The following is a 16422-nucleotide window of genomic DNA, read 5'->3' on the forward strand; positions in this document are numbered from 1 at the left end:
AATTATGAGAAAGTTTTTTAATATATTCTTATTTGTACTTTGCACCATAGCAATAGCGGGATGCAATGATACGGAAAGCAGCGAATTCAGGTTAGAGATCAAAGCTGTAAATACTAATTTCCAAGCGACTGGAGGAAAAGGCTATATACAACTTCAGGCAACAGGCAATATAACAGCAGATGTTAATGCCGACTGGTGTGTGCTGAAAGAAGTAAACCCCAATGAAGTAGTATTCGAAGTAAAAGAAAACACCGGATACTCTGGTAGAAACGCTTTATTGACAATCAGTAACGGAGTAGAAAAAAAGGCGTTCAATATCAATCAATCCGGAGCTGTTTTCATCTTCGGTAAAGACGAGTGGATGCTCCGCACCGACAATAAAGCAGCTACGCTACCTATAAAATTACAAAGTTCTTTCGATTATGTAATAGACATACCCGCAGAAGCTCAAAGCTGGTTATCATTTGAACAGAATGCGAAAGGAATAAACTTCAAAGTAAAAGAAAACACTTCCGGGAAAATGAGAGGAGCTATTGTCAACGTGACAGCTAAAGACAGATCGACTTCTTATCAGGTGATACAATATGATGTGGACGAACTTATTGGGACATGGCAAGGAATGTTTTCAGACGGACAGATGAATTACGGTTTGAAAGATGTTACGATTGAAAAACTGGAAAACGGAACATATCAGCTTTCAAACATGCTAACTGACTTGCCCTATAAACTGAAAGCCAAAGCTGTAGATAACTGCCTGGCGCTTGAAGCCGGACAAAATCTGGGAGTCTTCGAGGACAACTTATATCTCTCATTCGAAATTCTTAGCTCTGATCTATATTATGTAAAAGACCCTTCCGTAACAATCTCATTAGGCCCTGTAATGTTAACAGACGGTACATTCGTTTTCGCTTTTTCGGGAATAAAAGAGAGTGATCCTTTTGGTTTTGTTTTTCGGGTATATGAAGATGCAGAACTGCAGAAAGTTATAGACAATCTATCCATTTTTATCAACTGTATTCTTTTTAAAGAAGACATAATTCAATAACATATGAAAAAGATACTATTAACTAGCTTTATGGTAGCATTAGGATTACTTGGTGCAAGCTGTAAAGATGATAATAATGCAGCAGGTGGAGGAGGAGAAATACTTCCGGATCAGCAGATAAGCTGTGAAATATTTATGCCGACTGATGGCGCAACCGTTATTATGTCAGACAAACTGATTATCAGAGGAGAAGGGACTACAAACTATGGTAAAATCATTTCTGCAGAACTGAAAGTCGGGGAAGAGATTATCACTGACATCACTTCAGTTCCATTCTATTATGAGTATACCTTCTCCAAAGATGCCGAACCGGGAGAACTGAAAATTGAGTTAGCAGTTAAAGGAGATCACGAAGGTAGTGCCTTGACAACTATTACAGTGACAACAGAACAAGGAAACAGGCCTGCTCCCCCTCAATATGGAGAAGTGCTAACCGATACCCGTGATGGAAATACATACAAAACCGTACAACTTGCAGACCAGTTATGGATGGCAGAAAATTTACGCTATCTACCAGAGCAACAGTTTGATGTGTCCTCAACCGAACCAAGATATTACGTAATGTTTGATAATGATGCAAAAACAGAACTTGGAAAAGGTTTCCTGAATGCATATGGAGCTTACTACAACCTACCTGCTGCTCTACAAAACGAAACGGCTTTAGGTCCCGATGAAACACGTATAATAAAAGGAGTTTGCCCTGATGGATGGCATATTCCTTCTCAAAAAGAATGGCAAAAATTATCTCAATACGTATTAGATTCCGGAATGGCAGCAATTATGAATGATGGTCAAGTAGATGAAACAGCCCTAGCAAAGGCTCTAGCTTCAACAACGATGTGGATGATGCCGGAATACACAGAAATAGAACCACAGCCAACCTGGGTTGGAGTTGAGATGGAAAAGAATAATGCAACCTTATTCAATGGTCTGCCTATAGGTTTCCGTGCTTGTGCAGGCGACGAAGATTGGATGCATTCAGCCTACAGTGCGGGTTGGTGGAGTTCAACAGCGGGAGTACAAATGGGACCAGAATTTGGTATTACCGTACGTATGTGGTCAGACCTCCACACATTTGTAACCAATGCAGAATTTAATCCGGGAGTAGGACTCCCCGTTCGTTGTATCAAAGATTAACCATATATTATTACTCACTAAATAAAAATACAATTATGAAGAAGTTAGGATTCCTTTTATTTTTAGTCTTAGGACTAACGGCTTGCGGTGATGACAACAATGATCCCGCTCCAGAACAACATGTAACATGTGCCATATCTTCTCCTACCGAAGGAGCAACGATAGACATAGCTGAAAAGATGACAATCAAAGGAGAAGCAACTGTTGACATTGGTCAAATATCGAATGTTACTCTTAAAATCGGAGACAAACAAATTTCAGAAGTAACTTCTGTTCCATTTAGTTATGAATACACATTCGAAGCCAGTCAAGCCGTAGGAGCACTAAAAATTGAACTGACCGTCAAAGGCGATCAAGGTGCCATGGCGACAAGTGAAGTAAATGTCACACTAAAAAAGACCGAACCAACCCCAGAACCGGAAGAAGGAAAGATGATTGACCCACGGGATAATCATGAATACAAAATTGTTACAATTGGTGAACAAATATGGATGGCAGAGAACTTGGCTTATTTACCATCAGTTAGCAAACCGGAAGATGCCGCTACCAGTGATGGAGATCCGCTCTATTTTGTTTTCAACTATGATGGCAAAGATGTAAATGCAGCTAAAGCCACGAAAGAATACAAGACATACGGAGTCTTGTATAATTGGTATGCCGCTATGAACCAAAAGAACGCAACCGGTGGAAATGCGGATGCCATACCAAGCGGCATTCAAGGAATCTGTCCTAACGGATGGCATCTACCCAGCAAAGCAGAGTGGAAAAAACTAGAAAGTTTTGTTGCAGATGAATTAGCACCAGTTGAAGGTAATGTATGGACAGATGATGAAGGAAATAAATACTCCGATAAAGACTGTAAAAACGTCTGGTCAGCATTGACAGGAAAACTGGATGCTGACGGTTGGGGAGAATCCGGCATGATAGATGAAAATCCTGATCTCGCTAAAGGTCCACGTGACACCTATGGCTTTAATGTTATACCTGCCGGACAATGTTATCAGAGCGGAAGTTTTGAAACGCCTAAGTCACAGAGTAGAACAGACTTTTGGAGCACAGACCAAGCTACTTACGGAGCAGGAACTGTATATTTCAGTAATATGAGTTATGGGTTAGGTTATTCTTCTGATAAAGGAGGAATACAAGTAAAACGTGGCCTTTCAGTACGTTGCGTAAAAGATTAACTATATTATAGATAAACATTTATCAATTAGTTCATTACAGAATTAATAAATTCTCTCTTAAAGATAAGGGAAGTATGTCGGGAGATATGCTTCCCTTTTAATATATCTTTTTACACCTAGTTATCAACTCACTCAAACATATAATTAGTCGATATCCAATATCACGAAATAAAACAAATTCTGAATGTTCTTCCATTTTATTATATATCTTTGTAACTAGATATTTTAAAAGACTACATTATGGCAAAAAAGAAAGAAAAGAAAGAGAAAAAGGCCGGCAAGAGAATGAGTAAGAAAGAGCTGGCAGCGTTATTAATAGACTTTTTCCATGCCAAATCCAGCGAGACCTTAAGTATGAAATATATTTTTTCAGAACTGCGTCTCACTACCCATCCGCAAAAAATGTTATGCGTCGATATATTACATGACCTTTTAGCTGACGATTATATTTCTGAAGTAGAGAAAGGAAAGTTCCGTCTCAACAATCATGGAACGGAGATGACAGGCACTTTCCAACGGAAAAGCAATGGTAAGAATTCCTTCATTCCTGAAGGAGGAGGCGAACCGATATTTGTAGCCGAACGTAATTCGGCACATGCTATGAACAATGACAAAGTAAAGATTGCCTTCTATGCCAAACGGAAAAACAGAGAAGCAGAAGGAGAAGTGATAGAAATACTGGAACGCGCCAACGATACTTTCGTCGGCACGCTGGAAGTAGCTAAATCCTATGCATTCCTGGTGACGGAAAACCGTACACTTGCCAATGACATCTTTATCCCGAAAGACAAGCTGAAAGGTGGAAAGACCGGAGATAAAGCCATCGTGAAAGTAACCGAATGGCCGGACAAGGCAAAGAATCCTATCGGACAAGTAATAGATATATTAGGTCAGGCTGGCGACAACACCACAGAGATGCACGCAATTCTTGCGGAGTTCGGTCTGCCGTATGTATATCCGAAAGCAGTAGAGACAGCAGCGGACAAGATTCCTGCCGAGATTTCAGCAGAAGAGATTGCCAAACGCGAAGATTTTCGTAAGGTAACAACTTTCACTATCGACCCGAAAGACGCCAAAGATTTTGACGACGCACTCTCCATCCGCAAGCTAAAGGACGGATTGTGGGAAGTAGGCGTACACATTGCCGATGTGACACATTACGTAAAAGAAGGCAGCATCATCGACAAGGAAGCAGAAAAGCGGGCAACTTCCGTTTATCTGGTAGACCGTACCATCCCGATGCTTCCCGAACGGCTGTGTAACTTCATTTGTTCACTCCGCCCGAACGAAGAAAAACTAGCTTTCTCCGTTATCTTCGATATTACGGAAAAAGGAGAAGTCAGAGACTCACGTATCGTACATACAGTTATCAACTCCGACCGTCGCTTCACCTACGAAGAGGCACAACAAATCATAGAAACAAAAGAAGGAGACTTCAAAGAAGAAGTACTCACGTTAGATACGATTGCCAAAGCACTGCGCGAAAAACGCTTCTCTGCAGGAGCCATCAACTTCGACCGCTACGAAGTGAAGTTCGAAATTGACGAAAAAGGAAAACCAATCAGCGTTTACTTCAAAGAGTCAAAAGATGCCAATAAACTGGTGGAAGAATTCATGTTGCTCGCTAACAAGACCGTAGCAGAAAAGATAGGATGTGTGCCAAAGAACAAGAAAGCCAAAGTGCTTCCTTACCGTATCCACGACCTGCCCGATCCGGAGAAGTTGGAGAACTTGTCACAGTTCATCGCCCGCTTCGGCTACAAAGTGCGTACAAGCGGAACGAAGACTGATATTTCAAAATCCATCAACCATTTATTGGACGACATACACGGAAAGAAAGAAGAGAACCTGATAGAAACCGTATCCATCCGTGCCATGCAGAAAGCACGTTACTCAACCCATAACATCGGTCACTACGGACTAGCATTCGAATATTACACTCACTTTACTTCTCCCATCCGCCGTTTCCCGGACATGATGGTACACCGTTTGGTGACGAAGTATATGGACGGAGGACGCAGCGTATCCGAAGCTAAGTACGAAGACCTCTGCGACCACAGCTCGAACATGGAACAAATTGCAGCCAATGCCGAGCGTGCTTCCATCAAATATAAACAGGTGGAATTTATGAGCGAACGTCTGGGGCAGATTTACGACGGTGTAATCTCCGGCGTAACCGAGTGGGGACTTTATGTAGAACTGAACGAAAACAAATGTGAAGGTCTGGTCCCTGTTCGTGATCTGGATGATGACTACTACGAATTCGACGAGAAGAACTATTGTCTTCGCGGACGCCGCAAAAACAAAATATACAGTCTGGGAGACGCTATTACTGTTCGGGTAGCTCGTGCTAATCTGGAAAAGAAACAATTGGATTTTGAATTAATAGAAAAGTAAATTCACCACAGAGTACACTAAGAAATCAGGAAGTAAAAAGACTTCATGTACTCCGTGTCCTCTGTGGTAAGCCAAACAGCCATTATGAAAACTGTCATTATTGAAGATAAACAACGAATCGAATCCATTATTCTCCATTGCGATGCCTGTTTTGTAGGCATTACTGATTTGGAAGGTAATCCCTATGTAGTTCCGATGAACTTCGGTTATGAGAATGGCATCATATATCTTCATTCGGGTCCTGAAGGCAGCAAGTTGGAGATGCTGGAACATAATAATAATGTATGCATCACTTTCAGCGTTGGACATAAACTTGTCTACCAACACGAAAAGGTAGCCTGCAGTTACAGTATGCGTTCGGAAAGCGCGATGTGTCGGGGGCAAGTAGAATTCATCGAAGAAATAGATGAGAAACGCCGTGCATTGGATATTATCATGCGTCATTACACGGATAGTGAGTTCAACTATTCCGATCCTGCGGTACGTAATGTCAAAGTATGGCAAGTACGTATCGATCAGATGACAGGAAAAGTTTTCGGTCTGCGAGCCAACGAAAAGCCATGAAGCGGTTTTCCGGCTTTCGACAATACTTGAGTAGAGTATTCAACAAGCATTGTAGAGTATTTCCAAACTAATTTCTCTAAACAAAAGTTTAGATCACTTTTACCCTCACACCCTCACCATTGTCTGTATCTCTTTATCCATCGGCATTACAGGTGTGAGGGTAAAGGTGATTATAAAGACTATTCTATCCTCTCATATCAAAATCTTTTTGTATACTTGCAACATAAATAAAATAGATAAGTACTCTTGCAAAAAAATAGATTATGAAGAAACTGCTATGTCTCGCCCTGTTAGTATCTGCCGGAAGTATCTACTCCGGAAGTATCTCGGCAAACAACAAACCTACTGATAACAAATCCGGCAACAACTCAAAGGACATATACAAAAAGACCTGGATCGACTTCAATAAAAACGGTATAAAGGATGTATACGAAGATCCCTCCGCTCCTATCGAAGCCCGCATCGCGGATTTGCTTTCGCAAATGACACTGGAAGAGAAAACCTGTCAGATGGCTACTCTCTACGGTTCGGGACGGGTATTGAAAGATGCATGGCCTACTGCCGGATGGTCAGCGGAAATTTGGAAGGACGGTATCGGAAATATTGATGAGCAGGCGAACGGACTGGGTAAATTCGGTTCTGAAATCTCCTATCCGTATGCCAACAGCGTAAAGAACCGACACACCATTCAACGCTGGTTTATGGAACAGACACGACTGGGTATTCCGGTGGACTTTACCAATGAAGGAATACGCGGATTATGTCACGACCGGGCTACCATGTTTCCCGCTCAATGCGGGCAAGGTGCCACGTGGAACAAAAAACTGATCCGGGAAATTGCGAAAGTCACTGCAGATGAGGCAAAAGCATTGGGATATACCAATATTTATTCTCCTATTCTGGATATAGCACAAGATCCTCGCTGGGGACGTGTGGTGGAAAGTTATGGGGAAGATCCTTATCTGGTGGGCGAATTGGGAAAACAGATGATTCTCGGTCTGCAAAATGAAGGTATCGTTGCTACTCCGAAACATTTTGCCGTTTACAGTATTCCGGTCGGTGGACGTGACGGAGGTACGCGTACTGATCCGCACGTGGCCCCGCGTGAGATGAAGACTCTTTATCTGGAACCTTTCCGCAAAGGTATTCAGGAAGCGGGTGCTCTAGGGGTGATGAGTTCGTATAATGATTATGACGGGGAGCCTGTTTCCGGAAGTTATCATTTCCTCACGGAGATTCTGCGTCAGCAATGGGGATTCAAGGGATATGTAGTATCGGATAGTGAGGCGGTAGAGTTTCTGCATACCAAACATCGTATCACTCCGACTGAAGAAGAGATGGCAGCACAAGTAGTCAATGCAGGATTGAATATCCGTACTAACTTTACTCCGCCACAAGATTTTATTCTCCCGTTGCGCCGTGCTATCAACGAAGGCAAAGTTTCTTTGCACACGCTCGATCAACGTGTCGGTGAAATTCTCCGTGTCAAGTTTATGATGGGACTTTTTGATAATCCGTATCCCGGTGATGACCGTCGTCCGGAGACAGTGGTACACAACGACGCTCATAAAGCAGTATCTATGAAAGCCGCTTTAGAGTCCATCGTTCTTTTGAAGAATGAGAATCAGATGCTTCCGTTATCCAAGAACTTCAGCAAAATAGCTGTGATTGGTCCGAATGGGGAAGAAGTGAAGGAGTTGACTTGCAGATATGGTCCCGCCAATGCGTCTATTAAGACTGTATATCAGGGAATCAAAGAATATCTGCCTAACTCGGAAGTTCGCTATGTTAAAGGCTGTGATATTATTGATAAGTATTTCCCGGAGAGCGAACTGTACAATGTTCCATTAGATACACAAGAGCAGGCGATGATTCATGAAGCGGTAGAATTAGCAAAAGCTTCGGATGTCGCTATTCTTGTACTGGGTGGAAATGAGAAAACGGTTCGGGAAGAGTTCTCACGTACCAATCTTGACCTCTGCGGACGTCAGCAACAATTATTGGAAGCGGTTTATGCAACAGGTAAACCTGTCGTTCTAGTGATGGTGGACGGAAGAGCAGCAACCATCAACTGGGCAAACAAATACGTTCCTGCCATTATCCATGCCTGGTTCCCCGGAGAATTTATGGGGGATGCCATCGCTAAAGTTCTTTTCGGAGACTATAATCCGGGAGGACGTCTGGCTGTCACTTTCCCGAAATCAGTGGGACAGATTCCTTTTGCATTCCCATTCAAGCCGGGCTCTGACTCCAAAGGAAAAGTCCGTGTAGACGGTGTGCTCTATCCTTTCGGATATGGTTTAAGCTATACGACCTTCGGATATTCAGACTTGAAAATATCTAAACCGGTGATCGGTCCGCAGGAAAATATCACTCTTTCATGTACTGTAAAGAATACAGGAAAGAAAGCAGGGGATGAAGTAGTCCAGCTTTATATCCGGGATGATTTCAGCAGCGTTACCACCTACGATAAAGTTTTGCGTGGTTTTGAACGTATTCACTTGCAACCGGGAGAAGAACAAACTGTCAACTTTACCCTTACTCCTCAAGACTTGGGATTATGGGACAAGAATAATCGGTTCACGGTAGAGCCGGGAAGTTTCTCGGTGATGGTGGGAGCTTCTTCACAGGATATACGGTTGAAGGGGAGTTTCGAAGTGCAATAAATAAATCCAAGACAGTCACATTGCTTTTATTTCTCTTTCGCCAATTAGGATAGAGCTATAAGTTATACTTAATAAAACAAATAAAACCGGCATCTTTATAAGTTATGCTTAATAAAATTGCTATATCTGTTTTGTATATCAACTATAGATGATTTTACTGCCACAGGAAGAAAACGACTTCTACTTTTGACTGGATTAATTGGCTATCAGATCTAACAATGCTGCAATAAAAGCGTTTGGTATTCCAGAACGTTAGACTATTTATATATTACTGTAGTGGCAACTAACGTTGCCCCTACAGTAAACTAATAATGCAACAAGCTTTTTACACTTTCTCTAAAAAACAAGAACAAATAAAAAACACAAATCTTCTATACATACCTATAGAAAGTATTTGCAAATGAAATGAATCACATACAATATTCAGAGAAAATTCTTATTTAAATTTTATATTATACTCCGGTATATATGTTCTACTAGATATTATTTCCTGCCCTGTACTCTTCACAGTCATAGTAACAGTAACATTAACCCCAAGATTCGCTATATACAATACAGGTTTACCATTTAAACACATATTGCACATTGAGCGGGGAAAAGCATCGACTTCAGTACGATTATAAGATGACATATATGAGAATATAGTATTAGAATATAACTTGAAAGTCCCTGCATATGTAGAATAACCATTAATATAAGTATCAGGATCACCTATAACAATCGGATATTCGTAATAAGATGCAAACTTAACCTTTGTGCCTTTCTTCTCATCCTGAATAACCGTTGGAGTAAAATCGTATCCAGACCTTTTACTTGGTATATAAACATAAACTCCTGTATAAGAAGGATTAGGGGTTCTATTATAATAATCCTTAAATTGAGTATCCCATTCACTTCCTTCAAATTCGACAACATTAGAACTAACTTTATAAGTTACTTCATCTGCTATGGCTGGATTAATAACTACATTAAATGTTGGATGAAACGATAAACTATAATATTTCCCAGAATATTTGCAATTATATGCAGAAGCAATATCTGGTCGAGCCGTTATTTCATGATAAGTTCCTGTTATATTTAATATTGGTGCAGATGTTAAATTCCAGGCCCCAAATCCTTCATCATATTTTATAGCAGTCAAAGGCAATACCGGAATCGAGCTATTACCAATCATCTGTCCTTTTAAATCAATAGTTCCATTGGTAGATAATTCAACCGTTTGTATAGTGGGCTCATTAACCTTCTTCGAACCAAGAAATGATCCAAAGAGAGCGTTCAATCCTCCAGCTATCAATCCTGAAACTCCTCCCTTTGCTAATCCAGCCAGTCCACCAGCAACTACATTTCCTACATTTTTTAAAATTCCAGATGAAGAATTATTGATAGCCTTTTCAGCCTCTCCTTTCACCCATTTTTCAGCTGCATCTCCTCCCGCCTTTACAATGGTATTTGCACCTTTTTGCAAAAGATTTGGAGATGAGGAATAATGATCTTCGATAATAGTACCTGTTGTTGTGTCTTTGTAATTTCCTGTAATAGTTAGTTCTGAGATATTTAACACTTTTGAATAAACATTGATCCCCCCGTCTGTTTTTCCTGTATAAGTTAGCGGTATCTGAAAACAATTCCAACCTCTGTCAATGCCCAGGGTGGTGTTATTGCTCAAACAATTGACACCTACACGCTGAATAGAAGCCCGATCCAATGGCGCTGTGAATGTAGTTCCCTGATTAAAATAGCCATAAAATCTTTCATCAAAAAATTCCCAAACAGCATTATTACTTAAGAAAGAATTCTGATTATAATAAAACACCTTTAAAATCCCGGTATATTTATTATAAAAAATCAAATAATCACTGCCAATATCTTTGTTTGGAGTACTCAAGAACACCCATCCATCTTCTTTTTTTATGTCCATCCTTATATCATAAATTATACTTGTAGGAGCATATTCAACCCAAGGCAAATCAACAACCTTATTATCAGTCAGTTGAATCGATGTTTGATTTTCCCAATCTTGTTCAAAGTTTGGAGGGGCCAATGATCTAGTAATTGCCGATGCATTAACTTCTAAATCCAACAAATTGTTTTGACTTTCATCTGTACATGAATAATTAATAAAAACAGATAAAATAACGAAGAAAATAGATACATGTTTCATAATAATAAAATTTAAAAGGTTTTACTCTATAGAAATACATTATATCTCAATATATTAAATATGTAACACCAATCATTTTTCACAATTATATCTCTATCATCAACACTTACGAGAATTAACATATTCAATACATGAACTTCATTATTAGCTTTATCCTTATACGTTTTCAAGACTAATTAAAAACTATAAGAAGATAACATCATAATCAAATAATAGTTACCTGACAAATATACAATTTTGCCCAATAGCGACAAACTTTATCTCTCTATTTTTTCAATCATTCCTTATAAAAAATCGGATATAAATCTTTAAAAAGATACTTTTTTAAGTTCCCAGTCTCACAGCCAGTGAGTTGAGATTTTGTGCACTGTTACGGCTAAATCTATCGACCAAAGATATTGCGCAGTTCACCAATCTTACTATTCGTGGGGTAGAAACAGCCCGCTATCGAATAAGAAAGAAACTTGCCATTCCCGGAAATATTAATCTTGTTGATTTTCTAATTGACTTTACATAGGAAGATTTACTGAATATTCCTTCTAATTTCACACCCCTATTCTGTTGGGATTTTCTAAAGAAACTTTATCTTTGTAATGTCAACAATTAAAAGAATATGGTTCGTTTTAATCTTGTTATCACCTTACTACTAATGATAAGCATGGCTGTCAAAGCCGAACTGACCAACCGGATGTTCGATGTCAGGCATGTAGGCTATGCAGAAGGCCTTAGTAGTCAACGTGTTTTTTCGATTGTCGAGGATGGAGACGGTGCTATGTGGATTGCTACAAAAACCGGAATAGACAGATACAACGGTCATACGGTAAAGAACTATGATTTGCCGGGCAGTTTCTATTATGGCGATCTTGCCGGACGCAGACTTTACTTATTGTACGACGCACAACAAGGACTGTTTGCCTACGACCACACCGGACGAATCTACCGATATTCCACCATCCTGGATCATTTTGAACAAGTCCTCCACCTGGGACAATTGATTCAGGAAGAAGTCATCTTGAACAAACTCTGTTTGGATAGTGACGGAACCTGGTGGATGGGGGCGGATAAAGGACTATACAAGCAAGAAGCGGACCATCGTATAGTTGCCGTGCTGAAAGGACAATATGTCAACGACATCGCATTTGCCGGCGAGTCGCTTTTTGTGGGCACTTCTAACGGAGTCTGGCAACTGTCACACGCCCTGCCGGGTAAGAAACGCCAGCTGCTGGAGGGGTGGAATGTACAAACATTGTTCTGCGACAAACCGAAAAAAGAACTCTGGATAGGCACATTTGGCAGCGGTTTGTCTGTGATGAACCTCGACACTTCCAAAGTGCTTGCGCTGGAGGGACAAGGGAGCACGTTCCTTCATCCGATACGGGCAATTACAGACTATGATGTACATACCATACTCATAGGCGTGGACGGTGGCGGTGTGTATGCGATAGACAAGGACACCAAGAAAGCCCGTTTACTGATGAATACCAAAGATGACACAGATACTTACCTGCGCGGAAACGGCGTATATGCCGTAACCAGAGACGACCAGGGCAACATCTGGATAGGTAGTTATACGGGAGGTGTATCCGTGGCTATCCTGCTGAAACATCCCATTTCGATATTAGCACACGAAAAGGGAAATACCCATTCTCTCATCAGCAACAACGTGAATGATATCGAAGAAAATCCGGATGGCAACCAATGGTTCGCTACTGATGATGGAATCAGCATCCGAAACACCCTGTCAGGCACTTGGAAACACGTGCTGAAAGAAATCGTAACCATTTCTCTTTGCACATCCGGAAATGGGAACGTATGGGTAGGAACGTACGGAGACGGAGTGTATCTACTGGATAACAACGGACGCGTGTTACGCCATCTCACCAAGCAACAAGGGCAATTGACCACCAATTATATTTTCTCCGTCAGACAAGACATGGAGGGAGACTTATGGATAGGAGGTCTGGACGGATGCCTGATCATGTTTGAAAAAGAAAAAGGCAGCAGACGGTCTTTCGACGTGAATTGGGTACAGTCCATTGAACCTATCGACCGAAACCGGGTAGCGGTGGCTACGGTCAACGGTTTTTTCCTGGTGGACAAACATACAGGGAATATACAGCACTATGCCAATTCCCAGGAATTTCACAATCAGAATGTCAGTGCTTATATCATCTCTATGCTGTTCAATGACGACGGAACCGTGTGGCTGGGAACCGAAGGGGGAGGATTGAATCTATATGATATGAAAAACCGGACGGTAAAGACTTTCACTGTTCAAGAGGGATTGCCGTCCAACGATATATATAGTTTGCAGCGAGACGACAAGAAACGCTTGTGGGTCAGCACCGGAAAAGGAATTGCCTTGATAGACAGCCTGCGCGTGTCGAACCTCAACTATGCGGGCAATATAGACAAGGAATATAACAAATCCTCATTTGCCCGGTTGATGAACGGCGAGTTCGTGTATGGCAGCACGGATGGCGCTGTCTTTATCATGCCACTCGACATTTCAACCGTAGACTACTGGACGCTCCTGCGTTTCACGGGGCTGACGGTTGATTATCAAAACGTCCAGGAAGAAGAATCGTTGAAACCTGCCATCCATGATATGCTTGCCGACCGTGCGGTACGGCTCGGCTATAAATACAACTCGTTTACCGTTTCTTTTGAATCTATCAACTATCGTTTCCAGCGCGATATTGTCTATCAGCATATTTTAGAAGGGTATGACAATGACTGGAGCAAACCATCTGCCGAGGGGAAGGCATCCTACACCAAGGTATCGCCGGGCACTTATCTTTTTAAGGTGCGCAGCCTGCGGCGCAGCGACGGAAAGACTATCTCCGAAAGCACCTTAGAAGTGAAAGTGAGCCAGCCATGGTGGAACTCGTGGTGGGCTTGGACTATTTACCTATTTATAATAGGCTTCGTTTTCTATTTCATCCTGCGCTATAAGAGCAACCAGCTCCAAAAGAAATACGACGAAGACAAAATACGTTTCTTCATCGACACGGCGCACGACATTCGCACGCCGGTAACGCTTATCATGGCGCCGCTGGAGGATTTGAACCGGGAACAGGATCTCTCAGACAAAGCCCGTTATTACCTGAATCTGGCCCATGAAAGTACCCAGAAACTCCATTCGCTCATCACACAATTGCTCGAATTTGAAAAGGTAGACGCCCACAAACCATCCTCTTCATCGGTTCCGCTTTGTCTGAATGAAGTTTTGCTGAAAGAAGTCTCCGTCTTCCGGTCTTTTTGCGAGAAGAAGCAGTTGACACTGAATCTGACCCAACCCGACGAATCCGTTTTCGTTTCGGCCGACAAACACCTGATAGAGATGTTACTCGACAATCTTCTTTCCAATGCCTGCAAATACACCATGCCCCAGGGAGAAATCAGTCTGGATTTGAAAGCCACGAAACGCAAAGCCATCCTTTCGTTGAAAGATAACGGAATAGGCATACCGAAGAAAGCGAAAAAGCATATCTTCTCCGATATTTACAGAGCCGAAAATGCCCGGCAGTCACAGGAAGAAGGAACCGGATTCGGACTGTTGCAGGTGCAACGCATTGTAAAGATGCTGCATGGAAAAATCACTTTCTGTTCCGAGGAGGGCAAGGGAACTACTTTCATCGTAACATTGCCGCGAACCACCACCGTAACCGAACCCGTGTCGCACGAATCATCCCTCGAACACCTTGCCGGCACATCGGATAATAACAGCCCCGAAACGGATAAAATGAAAGATCCGGACGACCGGAATACATTGCTCATTGTAGAAGACCACGAAACTCTCCGTCACTACCTCCGCCAGACCTTTGAACACCTCTATCGGGTGATTGATGTTGCCGACGGACACGAAGCTATCGCCTGTCTCGCCAATGAATATCCGGATATCATCCTCTCCGACGTCATGATGCCCGGCATACGGGGTGACGAGCTTTGCAGAATGGTCAAGGAAAATCCTGACACATCAGGTATTCCCGTCGTTCTGCTGACGGCAAAGGCTAACCACGAAGCAATAGTGGAAGGATTGAAGAAAGGCGCGGATGATTATATCCCCAAACCATTTAGTACAGAGATACTGAAATTGAAAGTACAAGGATTGATTGACAATCGAAACAGGCAACGGCAGTTTTTCATGCGGCAAGCCATCGCTCAAGTAGAGGCGGGCGGCAAACGTGACGACAATGAAAGCAATGAAAACAATGAAAGTATCGACAACAAAAACGTAACGACAGCAAGCGAAACAATGGCCGAGGGCGACCGTCGGTTTATCATGCAAGCTACCCGGTTTGTTCTTGAACATTTGGATGAACCCGATTTCAACATCAATCTCTTATGCCATGAAATGGCAATGAGCCGAACACTATTCTACAGCCGCCTTAAATCACTGACGGGAAAAGGGCCGCAAGAGTTTATCCGTATCATCCGGCTACAAAAAGCTGCCGAACTACTGAAAGAAGGTAAAAGCGTAACCGATGTCGCCGCCGAAACCGGATTTGTCAACACGAAGTATTTCAGTTCATTGTTCAAGAAACAATTCGGGATGCAGCCAAGTAAATATAGTGGGAAGTAGACAAGCATTCATGTTCGGTTTTGATTCTTTTCACCACAGAGGACACGGAGGACACAGAGGTGAATTTGGTTTATGACTTACGGTGGTGACCCTAATTTTGATGCGTAATCCTCCTACTATAAAGTTGAAAAAACATGAAAACATCTGCCACCTGCAACCAGACGCGTGTAATGCACTAGTTGATAAATAGTTGGAACGTTGCAGATACTGTTGCAGATAGGTTGCAGATAAAGTATCTGCAACACAGTATAAACCTTACATAAGCTAATTCTCCATGAGTGCAGAAGTTTATTGTATACATTAACTTCCCGTTTCCAGGCGGGGAACTGTCGTTTCCGGCATTAGAAATTACAGTTTCCACGGCAGGAAACGAGAGTTTCTAAGGCGGGAAACGACAGTTTCTACGTAAGGATACTGTCGTTTCCCCGTAGAGATACCAAAATTTCTCCATAGAGTAACCCCAATTATCCCATAGCTTTGCATAAAGGAATCAAGGCTTTTTCTTTGATTATATAACGTGTTGCAGATACTTTATCTGCAACCTATCTGCCACAGGTATCTGCCACGTTCCAACTATTTATTAACTAGTGTATTACACGCGTTTCGTTGTAGGTGGCAGATGTTTTTATGTTTTTCAAGGTTCTTCGTCAAATTTGGTGGTACTTCTTCTATTGTGAATAAAT

At 41.9% G+C, this 16422-nt stretch carries 8 protein-coding genes and 1 pseudogene; 8 read left to right on the forward strand and 1 reads right to left on the reverse strand.

The features are described 5' to 3' along the window. Window positions 1–4: 4 nt before the first annotated feature. From DXB58_RS25240 to DXB58_RS25265, 6 genes are all read left to right on the forward strand, one after another. Window positions 5–1045 (forward strand): BACON domain-containing protein, encoded by a 1041-nt coding sequence (locus DXB58_RS25240; protein WP_122138649.1) that lies wholly within the window; start codon window positions 5–7, stop codon window positions 1043–1045. Window positions 1046–1048: 3 nt separating this feature from the next. Continuing rightward, window positions 1049–2182 carry a fibrobacter succinogenes major paralogous domain-containing protein gene (locus DXB58_RS25245; RefSeq protein WP_120080666.1) on the forward strand — a complete coding sequence of 378 codons (1134 nt, stop codon included), beginning with the start codon at window positions 1049–1051 and terminating at the stop codon, window positions 2180–2182. A gap of 35 nt (window positions 2183–2217) precedes the next feature. Then, window positions 2218–3366, forward strand: coding sequence for an FISUMP domain-containing protein (locus tag DXB58_RS25250; RefSeq protein ID WP_118160984.1), 1149 nt, complete (start codon window positions 2218–2220; stop codon window positions 3364–3366). A 240-nt stretch (window positions 3367–3606) separates the two neighbouring features. After that, window positions 3607–5763, forward strand: a complete 2157-nt coding sequence (rnr, locus tag DXB58_RS25255; protein ID WP_004312245.1) for a ribonuclease R — start codon at window positions 3607–3609, stop codon at window positions 5761–5763. A gap of 84 nt (window positions 5764–5847) precedes the next feature. Then, complete coding sequence (locus DXB58_RS25260) at window positions 5848–6327, forward strand: pyridoxamine 5'-phosphate oxidase family protein (protein WP_004312244.1); 480 nt, start codon at window positions 5848–5850, stop codon at window positions 6325–6327. Window positions 6328–6590: 263 nt separating this feature from the next. Continuing rightward, window positions 6591–8993 (forward strand): glycoside hydrolase family 3 N-terminal domain-containing protein, encoded by a 2403-nt coding sequence (locus tag DXB58_RS25265; protein WP_004312243.1) that lies wholly within the window; start codon window positions 6591–6593, stop codon window positions 8991–8993. Window positions 8994–9429: 436 nt separating this feature from the next. Here DXB58_RS25265 and DXB58_RS25270 read toward each other — a convergent pair whose 3' ends face one another. Next, on the reverse strand, window positions 9430–11154 hold the full coding sequence (locus DXB58_RS25270) for a hypothetical protein (RefSeq protein WP_122138650.1): 1725 nt from the start codon (window positions 11152–11154) through the stop codon (window positions 9430–9432). Between the two features lie 331 nt (window positions 11155–11485). Here DXB58_RS25270 and DXB58_RS28495 point away from each other — a divergent pair. Both DXB58_RS28495 and DXB58_RS25275 read left to right on the forward strand, forming a co-directional pair. Continuing rightward, window positions 11486–11671: pseudogene (locus tag DXB58_RS28495) on the forward strand (helix-turn-helix transcriptional regulator); the annotation flags it as partial. 96 nt (window positions 11672–11767) lie between these two features. Continuing rightward, complete coding sequence (locus DXB58_RS25275; RefSeq protein WP_008646745.1) at window positions 11768–15739, forward strand: hybrid sensor histidine kinase/response regulator transcription factor; 3972 nt, start codon at window positions 11768–11770, stop codon at window positions 15737–15739. Window positions 15740–16422: the final 683 nt, after the last annotated feature.

The organism is Bacteroides sp. OM05-10AA (assembly GCF_003439055.1).
In the GTDB taxonomy this organism is placed as follows: domain Bacteria; phylum Bacteroidota; class Bacteroidia; order Bacteroidales; family Bacteroidaceae; genus Bacteroides; species Bacteroides intestinigallinarum.

Excerpts from the sequence above, each read along its gene's own strand:
- DXB58_RS25240 (WP_122138649.1), top strand. The coding sequence starts at position 5 with ATGAGAAAGTTTTTTAATATATTCTTATTTGTACTTTGCACCATAGCA.
- DXB58_RS25245 (WP_120080666.1), top strand. The coding sequence starts at position 1,049 with ATGAAAAAGATACTATTAACTAGCTTTATGGTAGCATTAGGATTACTT.
- DXB58_RS25250 (WP_118160984.1), top strand. The coding sequence starts at position 2,218 with ATGAAGAAGTTAGGATTCCTTTTATTTTTAGTCTTAGGACTAACGGCT.
- rnr (WP_004312245.1), top strand. The coding sequence starts at position 3,607 with ATGGCAAAAAAGAAAGAAAAGAAAGAGAAAAAGGCCGGCAAGAGAATG.
- DXB58_RS25260 (WP_004312244.1), top strand. The coding sequence starts at position 5,848 with ATGAAAACTGTCATTATTGAAGATAAACAACGAATCGAATCCATTATT.
- DXB58_RS25265 (WP_004312243.1), top strand. The coding sequence starts at position 6,591 with ATGAAGAAACTGCTATGTCTCGCCCTGTTAGTATCTGCCGGAAGTATC.
- DXB58_RS25270 (WP_122138650.1), bottom strand. The coding sequence starts at position 11,154 with ATGAAACATGTATCTATTTTCTTCGTTATTTTATCTGTTTTTATTAAT.
- DXB58_RS25275 (WP_008646745.1), top strand. The coding sequence starts at position 11,768 with ATGGTTCGTTTTAATCTTGTTATCACCTTACTACTAATGATAAGCATG.